The sequence below is a fragment of the Dethiosulfovibrio salsuginis genome, from assembly GCF_900177735.1.
GTDB classification, from domain to species: domain Bacteria; phylum Synergistota; class Synergistia; order Synergistales; family Dethiosulfovibrionaceae; genus Dethiosulfovibrio; species Dethiosulfovibrio salsuginis.
The window spans coordinates 1-17,811 of record NZ_FXBB01000026.1 but is presented as its reverse complement, the minus strand read 5'-3'; the positions used below and the strand labels follow the sequence as shown (position 1 = coordinate 17,811).

At 56.0% G+C, this 17,811-nt stretch carries 14 protein-coding genes; 5 read left to right on the top strand and 9 right to left on the bottom strand.

Annotation, left to right across the window (positions count from 1 at the left end; genetic code table 11):
• Positions 1 to 28 precede the first annotated feature (28 nt).
• Entirely contained in the window at positions 29 to 1,480 is a 1,452-nt protein-coding gene (locus B9Y55_RS09450; protein ID WP_085545113.1) for a hypothetical protein, read from the bottom strand.
• 45 nt (positions 1,481 to 1,525) lie between these two features.
• On the opposite strand from B9Y55_RS09450, the gene cobT reads away from it, so the two are divergent.
• Positions 1,526 to 2,599, top strand: a complete 1,074-nt coding sequence (cobT, locus tag B9Y55_RS09445) for a nicotinate mononucleotide-dependent phosphoribosyltransferase CobT (protein WP_327078438.1) — start codon at positions 1,526 to 1,528, stop codon at positions 2,597 to 2,599.
• Between the two features lie 295 nt (positions 2,600 to 2,894).
• Entirely contained in the window at positions 2,895 to 4,280 is a 1,386-nt protein-coding gene (locus B9Y55_RS09440) for an NAD(P)/FAD-dependent oxidoreductase (RefSeq protein WP_085545111.1), read from the top strand.
• A 31-nt stretch (positions 4,281 to 4,311) separates the two neighbouring features.
• Here B9Y55_RS09440 and tsaA read toward each other — a convergent pair whose 3' ends face one another.
• Genes tsaA through B9Y55_RS09420 form a run of 4 tightly spaced genes read right to left on the bottom strand, consistent with a single transcriptional unit; the run spans position 4,312 to position 7,592 of the window.
• Positions 4,312 to 4,710, bottom strand: coding sequence for a tRNA (N6-threonylcarbamoyladenosine(37)-N6)-methyltransferase TrmO (tsaA, locus tag B9Y55_RS09435; RefSeq protein ID WP_085545110.1), 399 nt, complete (start codon positions 4,708 to 4,710; stop codon positions 4,312 to 4,314).
• Between the two features lie 3 nt (positions 4,711 to 4,713).
• A complete protein-coding gene (locus B9Y55_RS09430; RefSeq protein ID WP_234986200.1) occupies positions 4,714 to 5,493 on the bottom strand; it encodes an ABC transporter ATP-binding protein in 780 nt (259 codons plus the stop codon).
• A complete protein-coding gene (locus B9Y55_RS09425; RefSeq protein ID WP_085545108.1) occupies positions 5,466 to 6,524 on the bottom strand; it encodes a FecCD family ABC transporter permease in 1,059 nt (352 codons plus the stop codon). Before B9Y55_RS09425 ends, B9Y55_RS09430 begins: the two co-directional genes overlap by 28 nt.
• 3 nt (positions 6,525 to 6,527) lie before the next feature.
• Positions 6,528 to 7,592, bottom strand: a complete 1,065-nt coding sequence (locus B9Y55_RS09420) for an iron ABC transporter substrate-binding protein (protein ID WP_234986199.1) — start codon at positions 7,590 to 7,592, stop codon at positions 6,528 to 6,530.
• A 354-nt stretch (positions 7,593 to 7,946) separates the two neighbouring features.
• Here B9Y55_RS09420 and nudC point away from each other — a divergent pair, with 354 nt between their 5' ends.
• Positions 7,947 to 8,669 carry an NAD(+) diphosphatase gene (nudC, locus tag B9Y55_RS09415; RefSeq protein ID WP_085545106.1) on the top strand — a complete coding sequence of 241 codons (723 nt, stop codon included), beginning with the start codon at positions 7,947 to 7,949 and terminating at the stop codon, positions 8,667 to 8,669.
• Here the strand turns inward: nudC and trpB are convergent.
• The 4 genes from trpB to B9Y55_RS09395 all read right to left on the bottom strand — a co-directional run bounded on the left by trpB (position 8,666) and on the right by B9Y55_RS09395 (position 15,434).
• Complete coding sequence (trpB, locus tag B9Y55_RS09410) at positions 8,666 to 9,853, bottom strand: tryptophan synthase subunit beta (RefSeq protein WP_085545105.1); 1,188 nt, start codon at positions 9,851 to 9,853, stop codon at positions 8,666 to 8,668. The two genes, nudC and trpB, sit on opposite strands and share 4 nt — an antisense overlap.
• 252 nt (positions 9,854 to 10,105) lie before the next feature.
• Entirely contained in the window at positions 10,106 to 12,064 is a 1,959-nt protein-coding gene (locus B9Y55_RS09405) for an HD domain-containing phosphohydrolase (protein ID WP_085545104.1), read from the bottom strand.
• A gap of 261 nt (positions 12,065 to 12,325) precedes the next feature.
• Positions 12,326 to 14,065 carry a methyl-accepting chemotaxis protein gene (locus B9Y55_RS09400; RefSeq protein ID WP_085545103.1) on the bottom strand — a complete coding sequence of 580 codons (1,740 nt, stop codon included), beginning with the start codon at positions 14,063 to 14,065 and terminating at the stop codon, positions 12,326 to 12,328.
• A gap of 70 nt (positions 14,066 to 14,135) precedes the next feature.
• Positions 14,136 to 15,434 (bottom strand): MFS transporter, encoded by a 1,299-nt coding sequence (locus B9Y55_RS09395; RefSeq protein WP_085545102.1) that lies wholly within the window; start codon positions 15,432 to 15,434, stop codon positions 14,136 to 14,138.
• A 409-nt stretch (positions 15,435 to 15,843) separates the two neighbouring features.
• Here B9Y55_RS09395 and queD point away from each other — a divergent pair, with 409 nt between their 5' ends.
• Positions 15,844 to 16,215 carry a 6-carboxytetrahydropterin synthase QueD gene (gene queD, locus B9Y55_RS09385; RefSeq protein ID WP_085545100.1) on the top strand — a complete coding sequence of 124 codons (372 nt, stop codon included), beginning with the start codon at positions 15,844 to 15,846 and terminating at the stop codon, positions 16,213 to 16,215.
• Positions 16,212 to 17,429 (top strand): dihydropteroate synthase, encoded by a 1,218-nt coding sequence (gene folP / locus B9Y55_RS09380; RefSeq protein ID WP_085545099.1) that lies wholly within the window; start codon positions 16,212 to 16,214, stop codon positions 17,427 to 17,429. The genes queD and folP overlap by 4 nt, the downstream gene beginning before the upstream one ends.
• Positions 17,430 to 17,811 lie beyond the last annotated feature (382 nt).

Here is a 17,811-nt window from a genome sequence, read left to right as displayed (position 1 = left end):
GATCGTAATTCAAATAAAAAATCTCCTTTCAGTTTCGAAGGCGGTAGAGCAACAGCTCAGAGCGCCCTATAGACGGGGTATACAGCTCAAACTTATCCCAAGGTGAAAGTATCTCCATGAAGGAGCCGAGGATAGAGGCGAGATCGTCGTCCAGAAGGGACGCCATAGAACGGTAAGTCTCGAGGATCGCCAAAAGCCCTCTGACGTCCACGGAGAAGGCAAGGTGTCTGGCTTTACCGACCGAATCGGATATACGCTCAGGCACGGTAGGTCGACGATCGATATCGTCGGGGTCGAAAACACCGGCCAAAAGACCACGATCGCCGTAGGCGAGGACGGCGGTCAAGGGAAATTTACAGGAAAGACCGCCCTTCCATCCCGCTTTTTTGAGAGGGCCAGCACCAAAGGGCAGGTTCAAAGGGGCGAGACAGTCGACTATCTTCCGACCTAAATCCGGCGAAACTCCCTCGAAGAGGACGTATCCCCCCGGCATAGGACCCATGAGACCTGAGGCGTTTGAGCCCAACACGAAGGACATCCTTCCCTCAAGGGCGGCGACTATGTCCTCCCAGGAAATCCCCAGATTCTGAACTAAGGATATCCAACCGTCCAGGAGAAGCCTGGACTCCTCGTCCAGAAGGGACTCCATAATCTCATCAGGTGGAGAGACCGTCGAACTTCCGGTAAAGGCGGCCAGGGCAGCCAGCTTTCCCCCGCCGTAAAGGGGTATCTCCCCTATCTCAGCAAGGTCGCTCAGACCATCTTGGGATAAATAAACCTCATGACCGTTATTCCAGGAGGATAAGGATATCCTCTCGTCGGTCCTGGACAGAGACCACTCGGAGGAGAATCCCCGGTGATCGTCGGAAGAGGGGAACCGTGGGAGGTCCAACCTCGCCCAATTGGAGCCGGAGGTCTGTCTGACCGGCAGAACTCCCTCTGGAACCATAGAGGCTAGATCCTCAATGGAAGAGGCAACCAGGATAACCGAGCCCGCTCTCCTACGCCAAAGGCCCCAGTAAGATTTGAAATCGTCCCTTACAAGGACGAAAAGAGGGGCTATTTCCTGAGGCAAAGCAGCTTCGAGAGGCAGGGCTTCCCACCCTCTCCTCACCGCCTCGTCCTTCAACGTCTGAGAGAGCTTCATCGCCTTAGGCACCTCTATAACCTCAAGGGCCAAGAAGAAGCGGTCCGATAGCCCCTCCGGCAGGTCCAACTCCGCCTGCAAAGAACCTCTGCCTACGAATGGTATGAGCTCGTTCAGCCCAGAGGGAGGTAGGTCTTTGGACCTGACGAACTCGTCGAGGTCCAAAAGCCACTCCATCGCCAGATCACCTCGCCGGAGATGAACCTGAACGGTACCGCCGTCGATGGAGGGGAGGAATATCCCCGGATCAGGGGCAGGTCGGGACATCATCACGAAAAGCGCCCCTGCGAGAATAGCCATAAATACCGACAATAAAGAAACTATTTTTTTCATAAAAACCTCTCCTTGCGTCTTAGAAAAAGCCAGGGACACCCCGATATGATATCATTTTTCCGGCCTATGCTCCGACTAAAAGAGCCATATATAAGAAAGAGGTGTCCTATTATGTTCGTCCTCGTAGTTGGTTCCACCGACGTAAGCAAAATACCTGGAATATCCGCGGCAGGTGCCAGTCTAGATGTCCTTCCCTACACCGCACCTGCCGATGCGGACATGATCTGGTGGGGAAAGCCTAAGGTGGTCGACTGGATCCCCCTGGATCCTCAAGGACACCCCACCCCTGCCATAGTAACAAGAGCCGCCCTGGAGGAAGCGGGTTTTCCGATCACCTTGATCGACGCAGGGTCTTTCGTCAGCCCTAAAGCCCCTTTCGTAGATGTAGGCGGCTACCCGGCCAAAGACCCGTCAAAGGAGACCGCAGTACCTCAAGCCAGGGAGCTCTTTCAGAGGGGAAGAGAGCTGGCCATCGGCCTTTCCCAGGGGAGCGGCCCTCTGGTGATAGGTGAGTCGGTCCCTGGAGGAACCACCACCGCGTCTCTGGTCCTGGCTGCACTGGGGTACAGGGGGTCCGTCTCCTCCGCAGGGCCTGAAAACCCCCTGCCTCTGAAGAGAAAACTCCGGGAAGACTCGTTCAGAAGGCTGGAAATAGAGTTCGGAGGGCTTTCAGGGGACGGCATGAAGGCCATGGAGGAGCTTGGCGATCCTATGGAGCCTTTAGTAGCGGGGATAGCCTCAGGAGCACCGGAGGGCAAGAAAATCGTCCTGGCAGGTGGCACCCAGATGCTAGCGGTAGCGGCTGCTCTGAGGCACATGGGGATAGAGAGACCGATCACCGTAGCGACCACCTGCTACGTACACAGGGATAAAAGCGCCGATTTCGCGACACTGGCGGAGGCCATAGGGGTCGAAGGCTGGTGGGCACCTCTGGACTTCAGCGGATCGAAATGGACGGGGCTCAGCGACTACGAAAAGGGCTACATCAAAGAGGGAGCCGGGGCAGGGGGCTCGGTCTGGTACGCCAACTACCTTGGGATCTCGGTGGATTCTATCATAGCCAAAACCGAGGAACTTTACTCTTCCATGGTCGAAGGTAAAGTCTCCCAGGATGTATAATCTAGGGGAAACCTCTAAAAACTCCGCTCCTCGGAGAGACCGTCCCGACGGAGCCCATTTGAGCCCGTATACTCGACATGCCGTCGTGTAGTGCGAATGGGGCGACAGGACGTCGCCCCAAGCCGAGGGGGCACAGGACGTGCCCTCCGAGGCGGTTCGTACGAAACAGGCAGGTCGAGTATACGATTGGGCGAAACAGGGCGTAGGCGGGACGGTCTCTCCGAGGGGACTCAAAGGTGGTTTTTTAGAGGTGCCTTAGGGACAGAACGTAAATCACGAGTGGGGGAGAAAAAGGATGAAGTACGACGCTATTATAGTTGGCTCAGGACCGGCAGGGGTTTTTGCCGCTCTTGAGCTGGTTGAAGCTGGAAAAAAGATCCTCGTAGTGGACAAGGGCAAGGTCATAAAGGAACGGGTATGTCCCATAATAGCGGGAAAAGCGGAAAGCTGTATAAACTGCCCATCCTGTAGCGTAGTCTCCGGCTGGGGAGGAGCTGGGTCCGCCTCCGACGGAAAGCTGACCATCACCACAGGCTTTGGGGGCAACCTGGAGGAGTATATAGGGGAATCGGCGCTGATAGAGCTTATAAACTCGGTGGATAAGGTTTTCGTGGACCACGGAGCGGACCCTAACTACTACGAACCTAAAGGACCTATGGTAAAAGACACCATCCGCCGGGCCGCAGGGGTCGGCATAAAGGTCCTGCCTGCCAGGATAAGGCACATAGGCACCGACGCCTCCAGAGAGGTGCTGGACAATATGTACCACACCTTGAAGGATAAGTGCGACATAATGATGAACACTTTCGTCGAGGACATAATCGTCGAAAACGGCCAGGCCAGAGGAATAGTCCTCGCCGACGGGAGAAGGTTCGAGGCTCAGACCATAATAGCCACCCCCGGACGGGACGGGGCTTCCTGGCTTGAGACGGTGGTCAGGAGGCTGGAGCTTCCCATAGCCTCTATGCCTGTGGATATAGGGGTAAGGGTAGAGGTCCCCGACTCGGTGTGTCAGGACCTGACGGACCACTTTTACGAGGTGAAATGCCTCTACAACACCCCGACCTTCGACGATCGATGCCGGACTTTCTGCATGAATCCGTCGGGCTACGTCGTGTCGGAGTACAACAAGGGGCACAACCTGGTCACCGTAAACGGCCACAGCCTGAAGCACACCAAGTCGAACAACACCAACTTCTCCATATTGGTGACGAAGAACTTCACCCATCCCTTCCACGATCCTATAGGCTACGCCACCCACATAGCCAGGCTGGCCAACATGCTGGCAGGAGGGGGCATACTGGTCCAGAGGCTTGGAGATCTCAGGGACGGCAGACGGTCGACGGCTTCCAGAATAGAGAGAGGGATGATCGAACAGACCGGCTCGGCGGAGCCCGGAGACCTGAGCTTGGTACTTCCACACAGACACATGACCGACATAGTGGAGTTTTTGGACGCGCTGAACGTCATAATGCCCGGGGTAAACCAAAACGACACATTGCTCTACGGCGTGGAGATAAAGCTCTACTCCCTGAGGGTGCAGCTTGAGAACTCCCTGGCGGTTCCTACCGTAAAGAACCTCTTCATGGCAGGAGACGGAGCAGGGGTCAGCAGGGGAATAATCCAGGCAGCCTCCAGCGGAGTGGTAGCTGCCAGGTCGGCCATCAAAAACATGGTATAGACAGAGGGAGAGGCCGAAGCCTCTCCCTGCTTTATTTTCTCGATACCGCCGGTTTTATATCTATCAGCGGGGTCCCGTCTAGCATATCGGGGCCTTTAAACCTTATCTCTCTGCCCTGGACCGACAGGACCTCCACCTCCGAGACCCCTATATGGTTGGGCCTGTGAGGGCTCCTGGTGGCGAAAACCCCTCTCTCCCCTCCCAGCCAGGGCTTGTTCTCGGTCATATGGACGTCGCAGGAGCGATGAAACAGGAAAAGGAGCATCAGCCTGTCTATATTCTCCAGCCCCATCATGGCGTCGGCCCATTTTTCGTCGATCACCGCGACCGCCTCCACCTCAGGGGCGTGAAATCCCTGTCTCGGGATCTCCTCCCTCTCCATGTAGGGGGATTTTATGAACCCTATAGGCTCTATATCGTATTTATTCATAAACTAACCTCCAGGTATTACCACCGGATAGCCTCGGTGGTCGATGATATCCGCCTTTAGGTCGTAAACCGACTCTATCATCGAGCCTGTGACCTCCGACGGAGTGCAGAGGGCCTCGATAGAGCCACCTCTCAGAAAAAGACACCTATCGGAATGTCTTAAAGCACAGTTTACGTCGTGAATAGTGGCCACCGCCGCCAAACCGTGGCAGTGTACCACGTGGGAGATGGTCTCCATCATCCCCATGTTGTTTTTCATATCCAGGCTAGCGGTCGGTTCGTCGAGAAGCATCACCGAAGGCTCTTGGACCATGGCCCTGGCGATCGCCACCTTCTGCCTCTCCCCTCCGCTGATCCGATCCATAGACCGCAACCTGAACTCCGAAAGCCCCAGGAGAGACAGGACGCTCTCCACTGTCACCAGATCCCTCTCCGATACCGACCAGCCTATATGAGGCCGTCTTCCGAGCAGGACCCCGTCGAAGACGGTCATCCTCTGAGGCTGGACAAACTGAGGAACGTATCCCATCGCCTTGGCTATCTCCCGCCTGGACATGGAGGAGACATCCCTGCCTCCTACGGTTATTGTCCCCTCGGAGGGGGACAGGATTCCGTTTAAGCATCTGAGCAAGGTGGTCTTGCCGACACCGTTAGGGCCCATAACCGACAGAAGCTCTCCACTATTCACGGAAAAGGAGATACCTCTGAAAACCCAGTCCCTTCCCCACCTGAATCCCAGGTCTTTTACCGCCAATATCATCGAACGGTCCTTATCAGAAGCCACAAAAAGGCGGGGGCCCCTAGAAAAGAGGTCAACACAGCCACAGGCATCACGTGAGGAGCCATGATCTGTCTCGCACAGGTATCGGCAACCAGGAGCAGCAACGCCCCCGCCAGGGCGCTGGCGGGAACGACGTAGCGGTAATCGTCCCCTAAAATTCGGCGGATAAAGTGGGGGCAGATCAGGCCCACAAAACCGATCACCCCTAAGTAAGCCACCGTGACCGACACCATCAGGGAGGAAACCACCAGTCCGGTGAGCCTGAGGGAGGATACATCGACTCCAAGACCTCGGGCGGTCTCATCCCCTGCCTCTACGGCGTTAAAATCCCAGCGCTTTAGGTAGAAATAGATCCCACCGGGAATCAGCACCGAAGCCATCACACCTAGGTCCTTCCAGCCAGCCCTAGCTAGGTCGCCGAAGGTCCAAAACACCATGGCGGCCAGCTGAACGTCGTCGGCAAAATACTGGAGAAACATGGTCCCAGCGGTAAACAGCGATCCTAAAGCCACCCCACAGAGGACCATAGTCTCAGGGGAAGCCCCTCGATAGGCGGAGACCGCCAGTATCACCGAGGTGGCTATCATACAGAAGACGAAGGCCCCTAGGGCAACTATGCCAGGTCCAAAGGAGACCAACCAGGCAGGAAGGACGGGAGATATCTTTGCCAGGACCATGACCGTCAAGGCGGCACCGAAGGCCCCAGCGTGGGAGAATCCCAGGGTAAAAGGGGAACCTAAGGGATTTCTGAGAATAGCCTGCATGGCCGCGCCGGACAGGGCCAGCCCAGCCCCTGCCGCCACCGCCGCCACCGCCTGAGGCATCCTTATGCTCCAGAGTATCAGCCTATCCCGGCCCTCGGTCATACCTAAAAGACCTTTGAGGACCATATCAAGAGGCATACCGGAGACCCCTACCGAAAGGGAGACACAGAAAAAGACGACGCCGATAAGGAACAGACAGACCATAAAGACCTGCTTCCTCTCCACGTGTCTCCGATAGGAAAGGGAGACCTCCGCCCTGTCCAGGTGCATAGGCTATCTACCTACTTCCAGAGGCACGAAGACCTTTCCGTCGAAAGCCTGATTTAACCTCTTGAAGACCGGTTCACCGACCAGAAAGCTGAATATCTCGTCCGCCTTTGCCGACGGGTCGACATCGGAGAATCTGTCGGGGAAGATAAGAGAGCCGACAAAATAGGCGTCCGCCAGGATATTTCCGAAATTCTGGTTGTACCAGTTGTAGGGAAGGACACCGTAGATTCGACCTTCCTTTACGGCGGAGAGTCCCTCCCACAGAGGCTCGGAGAGCTCTTTAAGGGCACCTCCTCCGGTGGCGGTGATCGTTGAAAGATCTATGAATATTATCTCAGGATCCCACTGGAGGAGAGCCTCTTTGGCCACCACAGCGTGTTTAGCCTTAACACCAGCCCCTTGGGCGGCGACGTTCACGACACCGGAAAAGGCGAAAGGAGGATAGGTAGGCTCGGTTGAGAGAAGTCCGTGAGGACCTCTGAAGGCGATCCCTCCTACGTAGGCCGACGGTTTTGCTTCCACATCGGCGGCCCTTGACCGGAGGTCCTCTATCGTTCGATCGAGGAAGGCCACTACCTCTTCAGCTCTATCTTTGGCGTGGGCTACCTGGCCCATAATCCTTATGGCGCTGTACAGGTTATCCCTGCCGTCCACCAGATTTCCGTAGTTCAGCGCTACCACCGGAATGGCGGTCTTTTCATAGAGGGTGTCCGCTTCTTTGACGGTACAGCCCACCTTGAAGATCACCTGAGGAGCGGGATCTAAAGACAGAATAAGCTCGGGACTATCGTCGCCTCTGAACTCGCCGAAAAGAGGAAGGTCTTTGTAGGCAGGACGGGCCAGTGCGTAGGGCCTGGCGTCAAATCGGTCGGTCTTTCTCTCTATGCTGTCCACGGCGACCACCTTATCCCAGAGCTGTAGGTAGGTGGCTAGCCGCAAACTTCCCGACCCTGAGCATATAATCCTATCCACCATATCGGGCACCTCCACCGTCCGGCCCAGACCGTCCACGATCTCCAGGGCCGAAGCCCCGGAAGAAAGGGCCACTGCGATAAAACAAGCTAACAAACCTCTCCAAATTTTCACATCCATCATCCCTTTCAGGTCATATTTACGGGAGCAATAATACCACGAAAACATGCTTATGTAGCACCTAAACGGGCCACAAGGATGTAGACTTAGATTCGGAGAGACCGTCCCGCCTACGCCCTGTTTCGCCCAATCGTATACTCGACCTGCCTGTTCCGTACGAACCGCCTCGGAGGGCACGTCCTGTGCCCCCTCGGCTTGGGGCGACGTCCTGTCGCCCCATTCGTTCTACACGACGGCAGGTCGAGTATACGGGCTCAAATGGGCTACGTCGGAACGATCTCTCCGAGGATCAGCGTTTTTAGAGGATTTCCTGTGGAAGGGGGAAGAGCAATGGAAACATTTATATTCAAAGGAAACGACGTAGTCATCCCCGCCGAGGGCTGGGCCTTACACTCCATAGAGGCGATATCGACAGGAGAGGTCCCTCAAGTAGGGAAATGGCTTGAGATCGACGGCGAGCGGTCGCTGCCCGACGGATGGCGAACGGTGCCCAGGAGGACTCTGTGGGAGGTCATGGGAGAAAGGACCTTCGCGGTGGCAAACAGGCTCTACGCCGAGATGGACTGGCGCACAAACAGCCGGTTCTGCGGCAGATGCGGCTCACCTATGGAGGACATGGAGGACAGAGGAAGACGGTGCCCCTCCTGCGGCAACACCTCCTATCCGGTGATATCTCCGGCGGTCATTGTGGCGGTGGAGAAGGAGGGTAAACTGCTCCTTGGGCACAACAGGGCCTTCCCCGGGAAACGATACAGCGTCCTGGCGGGGTTCGTGGACCTAGGGGAGAGCCTGGAGGACACCGTAAAGAGGGAGATAAAGGAAGAGGTAGGCATAAAGGTCTGTGACGTTGAGTACTTCGGAAGCCAGTCCTGGCCTTTTCCGAGGTCTCTCATGGTTGGCTTTAGGGCCAAATGGCTTGAGGGTGAGATAGAGGTGGACGGAGTGGAGATAGACCACGCCGACTGGTTCGCCCCCGAGAATCTACCGGAGATCCCCGGGAGCGTCAGCATATCCCGCCGTCTGATAGACGACTTTATCGCAAGGTGGTCCTAAGCCTCGAGGGCCATTATCTGGTCCATGTCCTTGTCCCCTCTGCCGGAGAGGTTTAACAGCAGAATCTGGTCCTTCTGCATCTGAGGAAGCCTCTTCAGGGCGTAGGCCAGGGCGTGGGAGCTCTCAAGAGCGGGGATTATCCCCTCGGTGCGACAGAGAAGGTGAAAGGCATCCAGCGCCTCTTTGTCGGTCACCGCCACGTAGTTGGCCCTGCCCGAATCCTTAAGGTGTGAGTGCTCCGGCCCAACTCCAGGATAGTCCAACCCTGCGGAGATGGAGTAAACCGGTGCTGGCTCGCCCTGGTCGTCGGCGAGAACGTAGGTCTTAAAGCCGTGGATTATCCCCGGTGCACCTGCCACCAAGGTAGCGGCGTGCTCGCCGGTCTCCAGGCCCTTACCGGCGGGCTCAACCCCGGTTATAGACACCGACTGGTCGTCGATGAAGCCGGAGAAAAGGCCTATTGCGTTGCTGCCGCCTCCGACGCAGGCCACTATCTCGTCTGGCAGACGGCCTTCCCTGGCCATAATCTGCTCCCTGGCCTCTCGACCGATGATCCTCTGGAAGTGACGGACCATGGAGGGATAGGGATGAGGTCCAACGGCGGAACCCAGGAGGTAGAAGGTCTCAGGGTCCTCCACATAGGCTGTTAGGGCGGCGTTCACGGCGTCTTTAAGCACGCCCTGGCCCTGGGTCACCGGTACCACCTTAGCACCCATCAGCTTCATCCTGCTCACGTTAGGGGCCTGACGCTCTACGTCCACCGCCCCCATATAGACAACGCACTCCATCCCCATCAGGGCGGCCACGGTAGCGGAGGCGGTACCGTGCATTCCCGCACCGGTCTCGGCGATAAGCCTGGTTTTCCCCATCCTCTTTGCCAACAGGGCTTGGCCTATGGCGTTGTTGATCTTGTGTGCCCCTGTGTGGTTGAGGTCCTCCCTCTTGAGGAACAGCCTTCCACCGCCCAGCTGACGACCGAGGTTAAGGCACTCGGTCAGGGCCGAGGGACGGCCTACGTACTCCACCATGAGCCTTATATACTCTCTCTCGAAATCAGGGTCCAGCACCGCCTCGGCGAAGGCGGAGGCGAGCTCCTCCAGAGGTCTCTCAAGAGGTTCTGGAACAAAACGGCCACCAAAGGCCCCAAAGTAACCGGTCTCTACGGATGATGTCATAACGGTCATATCGATCTCTCCTCGTCTTTTTTTTTAAATTAAAAAAGGGCCGTCCTCCCGATAAAATAGGGAAGCACGGCCCAAACATACAAAAAGGGCCGCGGCGACTTATGCCACCGCGGCCCGAATACACAGCCAATGACGCGGTGGACCTAGGTCCACCACCACCAGAAAAGCATCGAATTGTTCGCGAAGGATCTAGTCATGCCGACCACGCCTTTCGATGAATTTATGGAAGGATACAACGATCGGCCCCATAAGTCAAGAGGTATGGAGGTAAATCGCCTCAAATTCTCTCTCGCAGGACAAAAACACCTGGACCAGATCGGGATCGAAGTGGCTTCCCGCCCCTTCCTCTATGATGGAGACCGCCTTAGAGTGGGAGAAGGCCATCTTGTAGGGCCGAGCGGACACCAGGGCATCGTAGACGTCCGCAATGGCCATGACCCTGGCCAAAAAGGGGATATCCGTTCCCCTCAGGCCGTGAGGATACCCAGAACCGTCCCATTTTTCGTGGTGATACTCGGTGATATCCCTGGCGTAGGAGATAAAGGCCCCTCCTCCGAGTAGCCCCTCGGTGCGGGCTAGCACCTCACCGCCGACTACAGGATGGATCTTTATCTGGTCGAACTCCTCTTTGGACAGAGGGCCGGGTTTGAGCAAAACCGAATCGGGAACAGCCACCTTCCCTATATCGTGGAGGGCGGCGGACTGCCACACCAGTGGGAGGTCCTCCGGCGGGAAGAGAGCCTCTCCACCGGACCGCTCCAGAAGCAGCTTCACGTAGGCCTTGGTCCTCTGGATATGCCCTCCGGTATCGCCGTCTCTGTACTCCGCCAGTATAGCCATGCTGTTTATGATGGTCTCTCTGTGCTTCTCAAGCTCCAAAGCCCTCTGAGCCAGGAGCCTCTGAGATTCTAGCCTCTCGGTTATGTCCTGGATCGACGACGCTAGGTACGCAACGTCTCCATCTTTATCCCTTATGAGGTAGGTGGAGACCTCCACGTCCAAAATTGAGCCGTCCTTTCGGATATACCGCTTTTGGGAGAAAGACTCGGTGATCCCTCGCTCCACCATGGACCAGAAACGTATAACCTCCTGAGCTCGATCCTCCTCGGGGCTTATATCCCTCCAGGTCATTGAAAAAAGCTCCGATTTATCGTATCCCAGCATACGACAGAATTTATCGTTTATGTGCTTCCACGAACCATCAGGGGAGGTTATGGAAAACCCCACGGAGTTTTGTTCAAAAAAGGATTGAAAACGCTCCTCAGTGGCCTCCTCTCTCGCCTTAGCCGCCCTAAAGGCGATAAAAAAGAGGATAACCAAAAAATTAAAGGACAATACCGACCAGATCATCACCGTTCTTCTGCGATGAAAATCCGCCAGAACGTACTCTTCCGTCTCCCCTGCGACGATAAATATATCGTAAGGGTATATCTGACGGAAGGACAGTATTCTCTTATTGCCATCGCCGATCATGTCCCCCATAAGGGATCCGTTAGGGATCTGGGACATCACCGATAGGACCTTTTTATCCTGTATCACCTGGGACATGGCCAGAGGCCTGTCGTCGTGGACTCCAGCCAAGACCGAACCGTCCAAGGTTACCATAGCGATAACGCTCCCTGGTCCGATGGAGATCCTGCTGTAAAAATCGGAGAACACAAAGGGATTGACCGAAGCCAGGACCAGTCCGCCGAAATCCCCCTCTTCGAACAGAGGGATACTCATAGGTATAAACCACTTGCCTGTGGCGGTTCCGAGCACCGGAGGACTGACGAGAAAATCCCGCCATCCCTCCCGATGGGCCTTGAAATAATCCCTCTCCCTGACGTTGACCGAAACGAAGGGAACCTGAGAGCTCAGGACCAGATTTCCCGAACCGTCTATTACCCCTAGAAGGTTAAAAAGGCTCTCCTGTCCTCTGCGGCTCTCCACCGCGTAGCGAGCGACGCTGGCGTTGGCCACCTCGGAGAAAGACTTCATCGCCAGGCCCCCTCTTTTGAGGTAAACGTCTCTCAGGGAATTTAATATATGGTGTACGTTCTGTATGGTCCTCAGTGAGTGCTCCTGAAAGGCCCTCGCCATGTTCTCCGTCCTGCGATAGGCGGACTCGATCTCCCTCTTTCTGTCCAGCTCAAGCTGGACGATCAGGGCGGTGGAGGACAGGGCTATAACCGCCAGGCAAAAAAGGGCGAGAATCAGGTTCGCTCTCATATAAGCGGTTTTTTTATCTCACCACCCCCCTCCCAGATAAATCAACCACGAAAAAATATGGTTCAGTATATAGCACCATCTATGCCCCGTAAACGGACAGGGCAGAAAATTCGGCCAAACGTGCCTAACGGACCATCCTACGTAGGTCGGAGAGACGAGTCAGCGTCACTATCCCCTACAGAGAAGACCTAGAATATTTCGATTCTACCACAAAGAAACAAATAAGCCGACGACTCTCGTCGTCGGCTTATAGAAGCTTATTTAGAGGGGTTTTAGGCCGCCTTTTTCTCCTAATCTGAAGAAGGAGACCTTAGAGTTTAGGTCATCGGCTAGCTCCGCAAGGGAAACCGCCCCAAGGGATAGCCTCTCGGAAGCCTGGGTTATCTCCACAACCTGATCCCTGACGTTTAAGGATATCTCGTTGACTCCCTGTATCTTCTCCGCCATATCCTGGACGGTTTCGGCTATCTCCTCGCTGGAGGCCGCCTGTTCCTGAGAGACCGCCGCCACATCCTGTGTGGCCCCGGCTATGGACTCCAGAGCGTCGAGTATGGCCTTTATCCTCTCCTCTACGTCCCTTATCTGGACATCGACCCTGGACGCTCCCGCCTGGTTGCTCCTGGCCCCTTTTTTGACCGACTCCAGGTCCTCCCCTATAGACCTGGCCAGCTCGGCTATGTTCTTTGAGGACTCGTTGGACTCCTCCGCGAGCTTTCGGACCTCCTCAGCTACGACGGCAAATCCCCTGCCGTGCTCACCGGCTCTGGCCGCCTCTATGGCGGCGTTCAGAGCAAGAAGATTGGTCTGGTCCGCTATACTGGATATCTCGCCGACTATGGACTGGATCCTCTCCGCCTTGGACGCCAGGTCGTCCACCGCCTTTGCGGAGCCATCTATCTCCTTAGAAACCGAGGCCATGTCCTTGACCGTCGAGGCCACCGCCGATATGCCCGACTCGGCGGCCACCTTGGCGGATTCCACCTGTTCAGCGACCTCACCGCTTCTGCTGGCGGCGGTGGCCGCACCGGAGGCCACCTCCTGGACGCTGGCGTTTATCTCCTCCCCTGCGGCGGAAAGGCTTTCGGCGGACCGACTTACCTGCTCGGTGCCCGACCTGGTCTCCTCCAGGCTGGCGTTTGCCTCCTCCGTCAGCCCCGAGAAGGCCTGGGAACTCTCTTTCAGGTCATGGGACGCATCGATAACACCGCCGATAACCTCTCTCATTTTCTCCGCCATCCTCCCGAGCCGCCTACCTATCTTGGCGACCTCATCCCCTCCCTGAGAGGAGAAAGCGACGGAAAGGTCGCCTTTGGAGAAGGCATCGACCTGATCCTCCATCTCCCTGAGGGGGACGGCTATGGAACGGGCTATGTAGAAGGCCATGGCGATCGACAGAAACAGAGAGAAAACCGAGACGAGCAATAAGTTCAGCCGAATCCTAGCCACGAGGTTCTTATTGTACTCGTTGTCCTCTCTGGCCCCCTTCAAAATGTAATCCGCCAGCTCAACCATGTGATCGTTGTACTCATCCAGAGGAGGGAGGGCGTCGGACCTAAAGGTATCGTAGGCCCTCTGGTTCTCGTTTTTTAGGGCCAGGTCGGTAACCTTCTGGAGAGCGGATCTGGCCTTCGCCATATCGCCGAGAACCTCGTCCAGTAGCTTTACGCTGGAGGGACTAAGAGACAGCTCTCCGTATTTTTTCAGATTTTCGTTCATCAAATTTCTGCGGTTGGAGATATCCTCCATCAACGCCCTGCTTTCGCTATCCTTATCGGTCAGCATAAGGGCGTACACGTTAGACCGAATGGCCTGAGCGTGGGCCCTGGCGTCGTTCAGCCACTGGACGGGCAACAGATAATGCCCGTAGATAACCTGAAGCTCAAAATCAAACCTTTTCACGTTTAGATAATTATAGAACGCCATTCCAACTATAAAAGCACACAAGACCCCTACCATAGCCACCAGCCTAGCGACCACCGACGCTTTTCTCAACCAACCCATCGGAATCCCCTCCGTTCACATATTTGCAACACTCCGACTCTTTTGATACATATACAAAAACATTGTACCTCTAAAAAGCGTCGGAGACAACGGGAAGTTCACCTCTTTCGGACTGAACCAAAAGGCCTTTTGTTATGTATATAGGCTCCGCCATGGACCACAGTAGATCCCCTCTTTTCACCAAAATCATACCGGCCCCAAGACAGACTATGCCACCGATGGCCAGAGCCATCTGAGCCCCTATGAGGGAGGCAACAGCGCCGGAGATCAGGCTCCCGATGGGAGCGGTCCCGGTCAGAGCTACCACGTAAAGGGCCATCACCCTGCTTCTTTTATCCTCCTCCACCAGGGTCTGGACCACGGTGTTTCCAGCGACCAGTATGGAGACCATGCAGAAACCGACAAAGACTATCAGCGGCACCGACAGAAGGGCCCAGTCGGAGAGGGCAAAGCAGGACAGGGCAACTCCGAAACCACACATAGAAAGGGCCATCACCCTCATGAGCCCCACAGGGGTCTTTCTGGCGGCCAGCCTTATGGATCCCACCAGGGCTCCCAGGCCCGAAGCCCCTGTCAGAAGACCTAAAAGCCCCGGGCCGCCGTGGAGAATCTCCTTGGCAAAGACCGGAAGGAGGACCAGATAGGGCAGACCGGCGAAGCTGAGAAGGGCTAAGGAGAGGAGGACATCCCTTATGGGAAGGAAACGTCGGACGTAGCCGATTCCCGAGGACAACCCCTCAAAAAAGCCCTCCTTCGAGGGCTCAACTCTGTGAGGTTTGAGCCTCATAGCCATCAGAGCCAGCAGAGTAGCCAGATAAAAGGCGCTGTTTAGACCAAAGCATATTCCCTCGCCGAAGGCGGCTATACAGAAACCGGCCACCGAGGGGCCTATGAGCCTGGCGACGTTGAAGAGCGAGGAGTTCAGGGCCACCGCGTTACTGAGGTCCTCGGGCCTGTCCACCAGCTGGACCACGAAGGTCTGCCTGGCAGGAAGCTCAAAGGCGTTTACGATCCCCAATAAAACCCCTAAAGCCAGTACATGCCAATACTGGACGGTCCCAGTGAGGGTGAGAGCAGCCAGAAAACCGGCGTGGACCATGCACAATGTCTGGCATATAATCATCAGCCTCCTAAGATCCCAGCGCTCCATCATAACCCCTGCTACGGTGGAGAGAAAAAGAAGAGGTATCTGGCTGGCGAAGTCCACCGCCCCTAGAAGAAAAGGCGAGTCGGTAAGCCTGTATATGAGCCACCCCATGGCGACCCTCTGAATCCAAAACCCCGTCAACGACACCGCCTGACCGGAAAAAAACAGACGATAATTCCTTGAGCCAAGGGCTGAAAAAGCCCCTCCCCCTGAATAAGACAATCTATCCCCCTACCCTTCACCCTCGAATTTCAAACGAAAAACATCATACCATAAAATGGATACATAGTAATCCGATAAAGCTTGGAGAGAGGTATCTTTGCTACAATAGGGAACCTCTAAAAACTCATTTTCGAGCATCCTCGGAGAGACCGTCCCGCCTACGCCCTGTTTCGCCCAAGCGTATACTCGACCTGCCTGCTTCGTACGAACCGCCTCGGAGGGCACGTCCTGTGCCCCCTCGGCTTGGGGCGACGTCCTGTCGCCCCATTCGACTACACGACGGCATGTCGAGTATACGGGCTCAAATGGGCTCCGTCGGAACGACCTCTCCGAGGAACAGCGTTTTTAGAGATGCTCAATAGACATCTAAGTCGAGAAAAAATAATTAAAAAATGCAGGAGGAATCTAGATGTTATTAAAAAAAGAATTCACCTTTGACGCAGCCCACAGGCTTGAGCGATACAGGGGAAAGTGCGAGGCCCTTCACGGACACACCTATCGACTGGCGGTGACGCTTAAGGGGCACAGGGACGACGACGATATGGTCTTCGATTTCACCGAGCTGAAAAAGCTGGTCACGGCGAAGGTATTGGACAGGCTGGACCACGCCTACCTCAACGACGTTATGGATCAGCCCACGGCGGAGAACATCGCCCTGTGGGTATGGGACGAGCTGGACGGCGAGGTGAATCGGCCAAACTGTAAGCTTCACACCGTTCAGGTATGGGAGACCGCCACAAGTTCGGTCATAGTGGACAGAGAGGACGCTGAAAGTCGATGACAGCTTGGTTTCACCGGTTTAACTCCACCGAAGAGCTGAAAAACACCTTAGAGGAGATGGGCTGCGACATGGGGGCCCTTCCCTATTTCGACGACCGAAGACAGGTAACGGCCCTCAGGATAGCCGACGTGGACACCAGGGCGGCCAACGCCCTGAAGCAGGAGATGTTATCGAGAGGGGGGGACGTGGCGGTCCACCGTCACGCCATAGACCGAGGGGTCGAACGATGCGACTGCCTTATATTCGGCACGAAAAAGCAACTTCGCCACCTGACGGAAAAGCTCTCCGCCATGGCCTACTGGGGTCTGCCGGAGATAAAGCAGGAGATCGAGGGGGCCATGGCTGGCCTGTCCAGAAAGAGACACATCCTGAACCTGCCGGGAGGCAGGGCCCTGGAGCTCGGGAAAAAGACCAAGCTCATGGCAATAGTAAACCTGACGGAGGACTCGTTCTTCGCCGAAAGCCGCTCGTCCTCCACCGACTGTCTCAAAAAGGTCGAGACCATGATAGACCAGGGAGCGGATATACTGGACCTAGGGGCCGAGTCCACCAGGCCAGGATCCAGCCCGGTGGACAGTGATACCGAGATATCCAGGCTGGTGCCGGCCGTAGAGGCCATAAGGAGGGAGTATCCGGCGATCCCTATATCTGTGGACACCACCAAGTCCTCCGTGGCGAGAGCCTGTCTGGACTCGGGAGCGGACATAATAAACGACATATCCGGTCTGGGGTTTGACAAGGAACTTCCTGAGGCTGTGGCTAAAGCCGGAGTCCCTCTGGTCATAATGCACATAAAAGGGGTCCCCCGTACTATGCAGGAGAACCCCTATTACGATTGTCTCCCAGGGGAGATATGCCGATACTTTGAGGAGAGGATCGACCTAGCGGTTAAAGCGGGAGTGCCGAGGGATCAGATAGTGCTGGACCCGGGCATAGGCTTCGGAAAGACCACCGAGCACAACCTGACCCTCTTAGGGCACAACGAGTTCTTTAGGTCCCTGGGCCTTCCTATACTGATAGGACACTCGAGAAAATCGGTTTTCGGGGCGGTGCTAGGGGAGTCGGACCCGGCGAACAGGCTTGAGGCCACCTTGGCCGCGACCGCCCTCTGTGTATGGCAGGACGTGGAGATAGTCCGAGTCCACGACGTCAGGGAAAACCGTCAGGTCATAGACACCGTCTGGGCCCTGAAGAACGCCTCCAGCTTCGCTTAATAGCGGGGTCCCCTCGGAGAGATCGTTACGACGTAGCCCATTTGAGCCCGTATACTCGACCTGCCGTTGTGTAGTACGAATGGGGCGACAGGACGTCGCCCCAAGCCGAGGGGGCACAGGACGTGCCCTCCGAGGCGGTTCGTACGGAACAGGCAGGTCGAGTATACGATTGGGCGAAACAGGGGCGTAGGCGGGACGGTCTCTCCGAGGGGACTCAAAGGTGAGTTTTTAGAGCTTCGCCTAAGCTAGACTCCCATCAACCACCGGTCCAGAGACATAGGGCGGCCGGGCCTTAGGCCCTCCATCTCAAGCCGGAGGTCGCCCAGGAGGGCGGAACGCTCTGCGAAAGCGTTGTGCCGATGTATGCTTTCGAAGTTCTCCT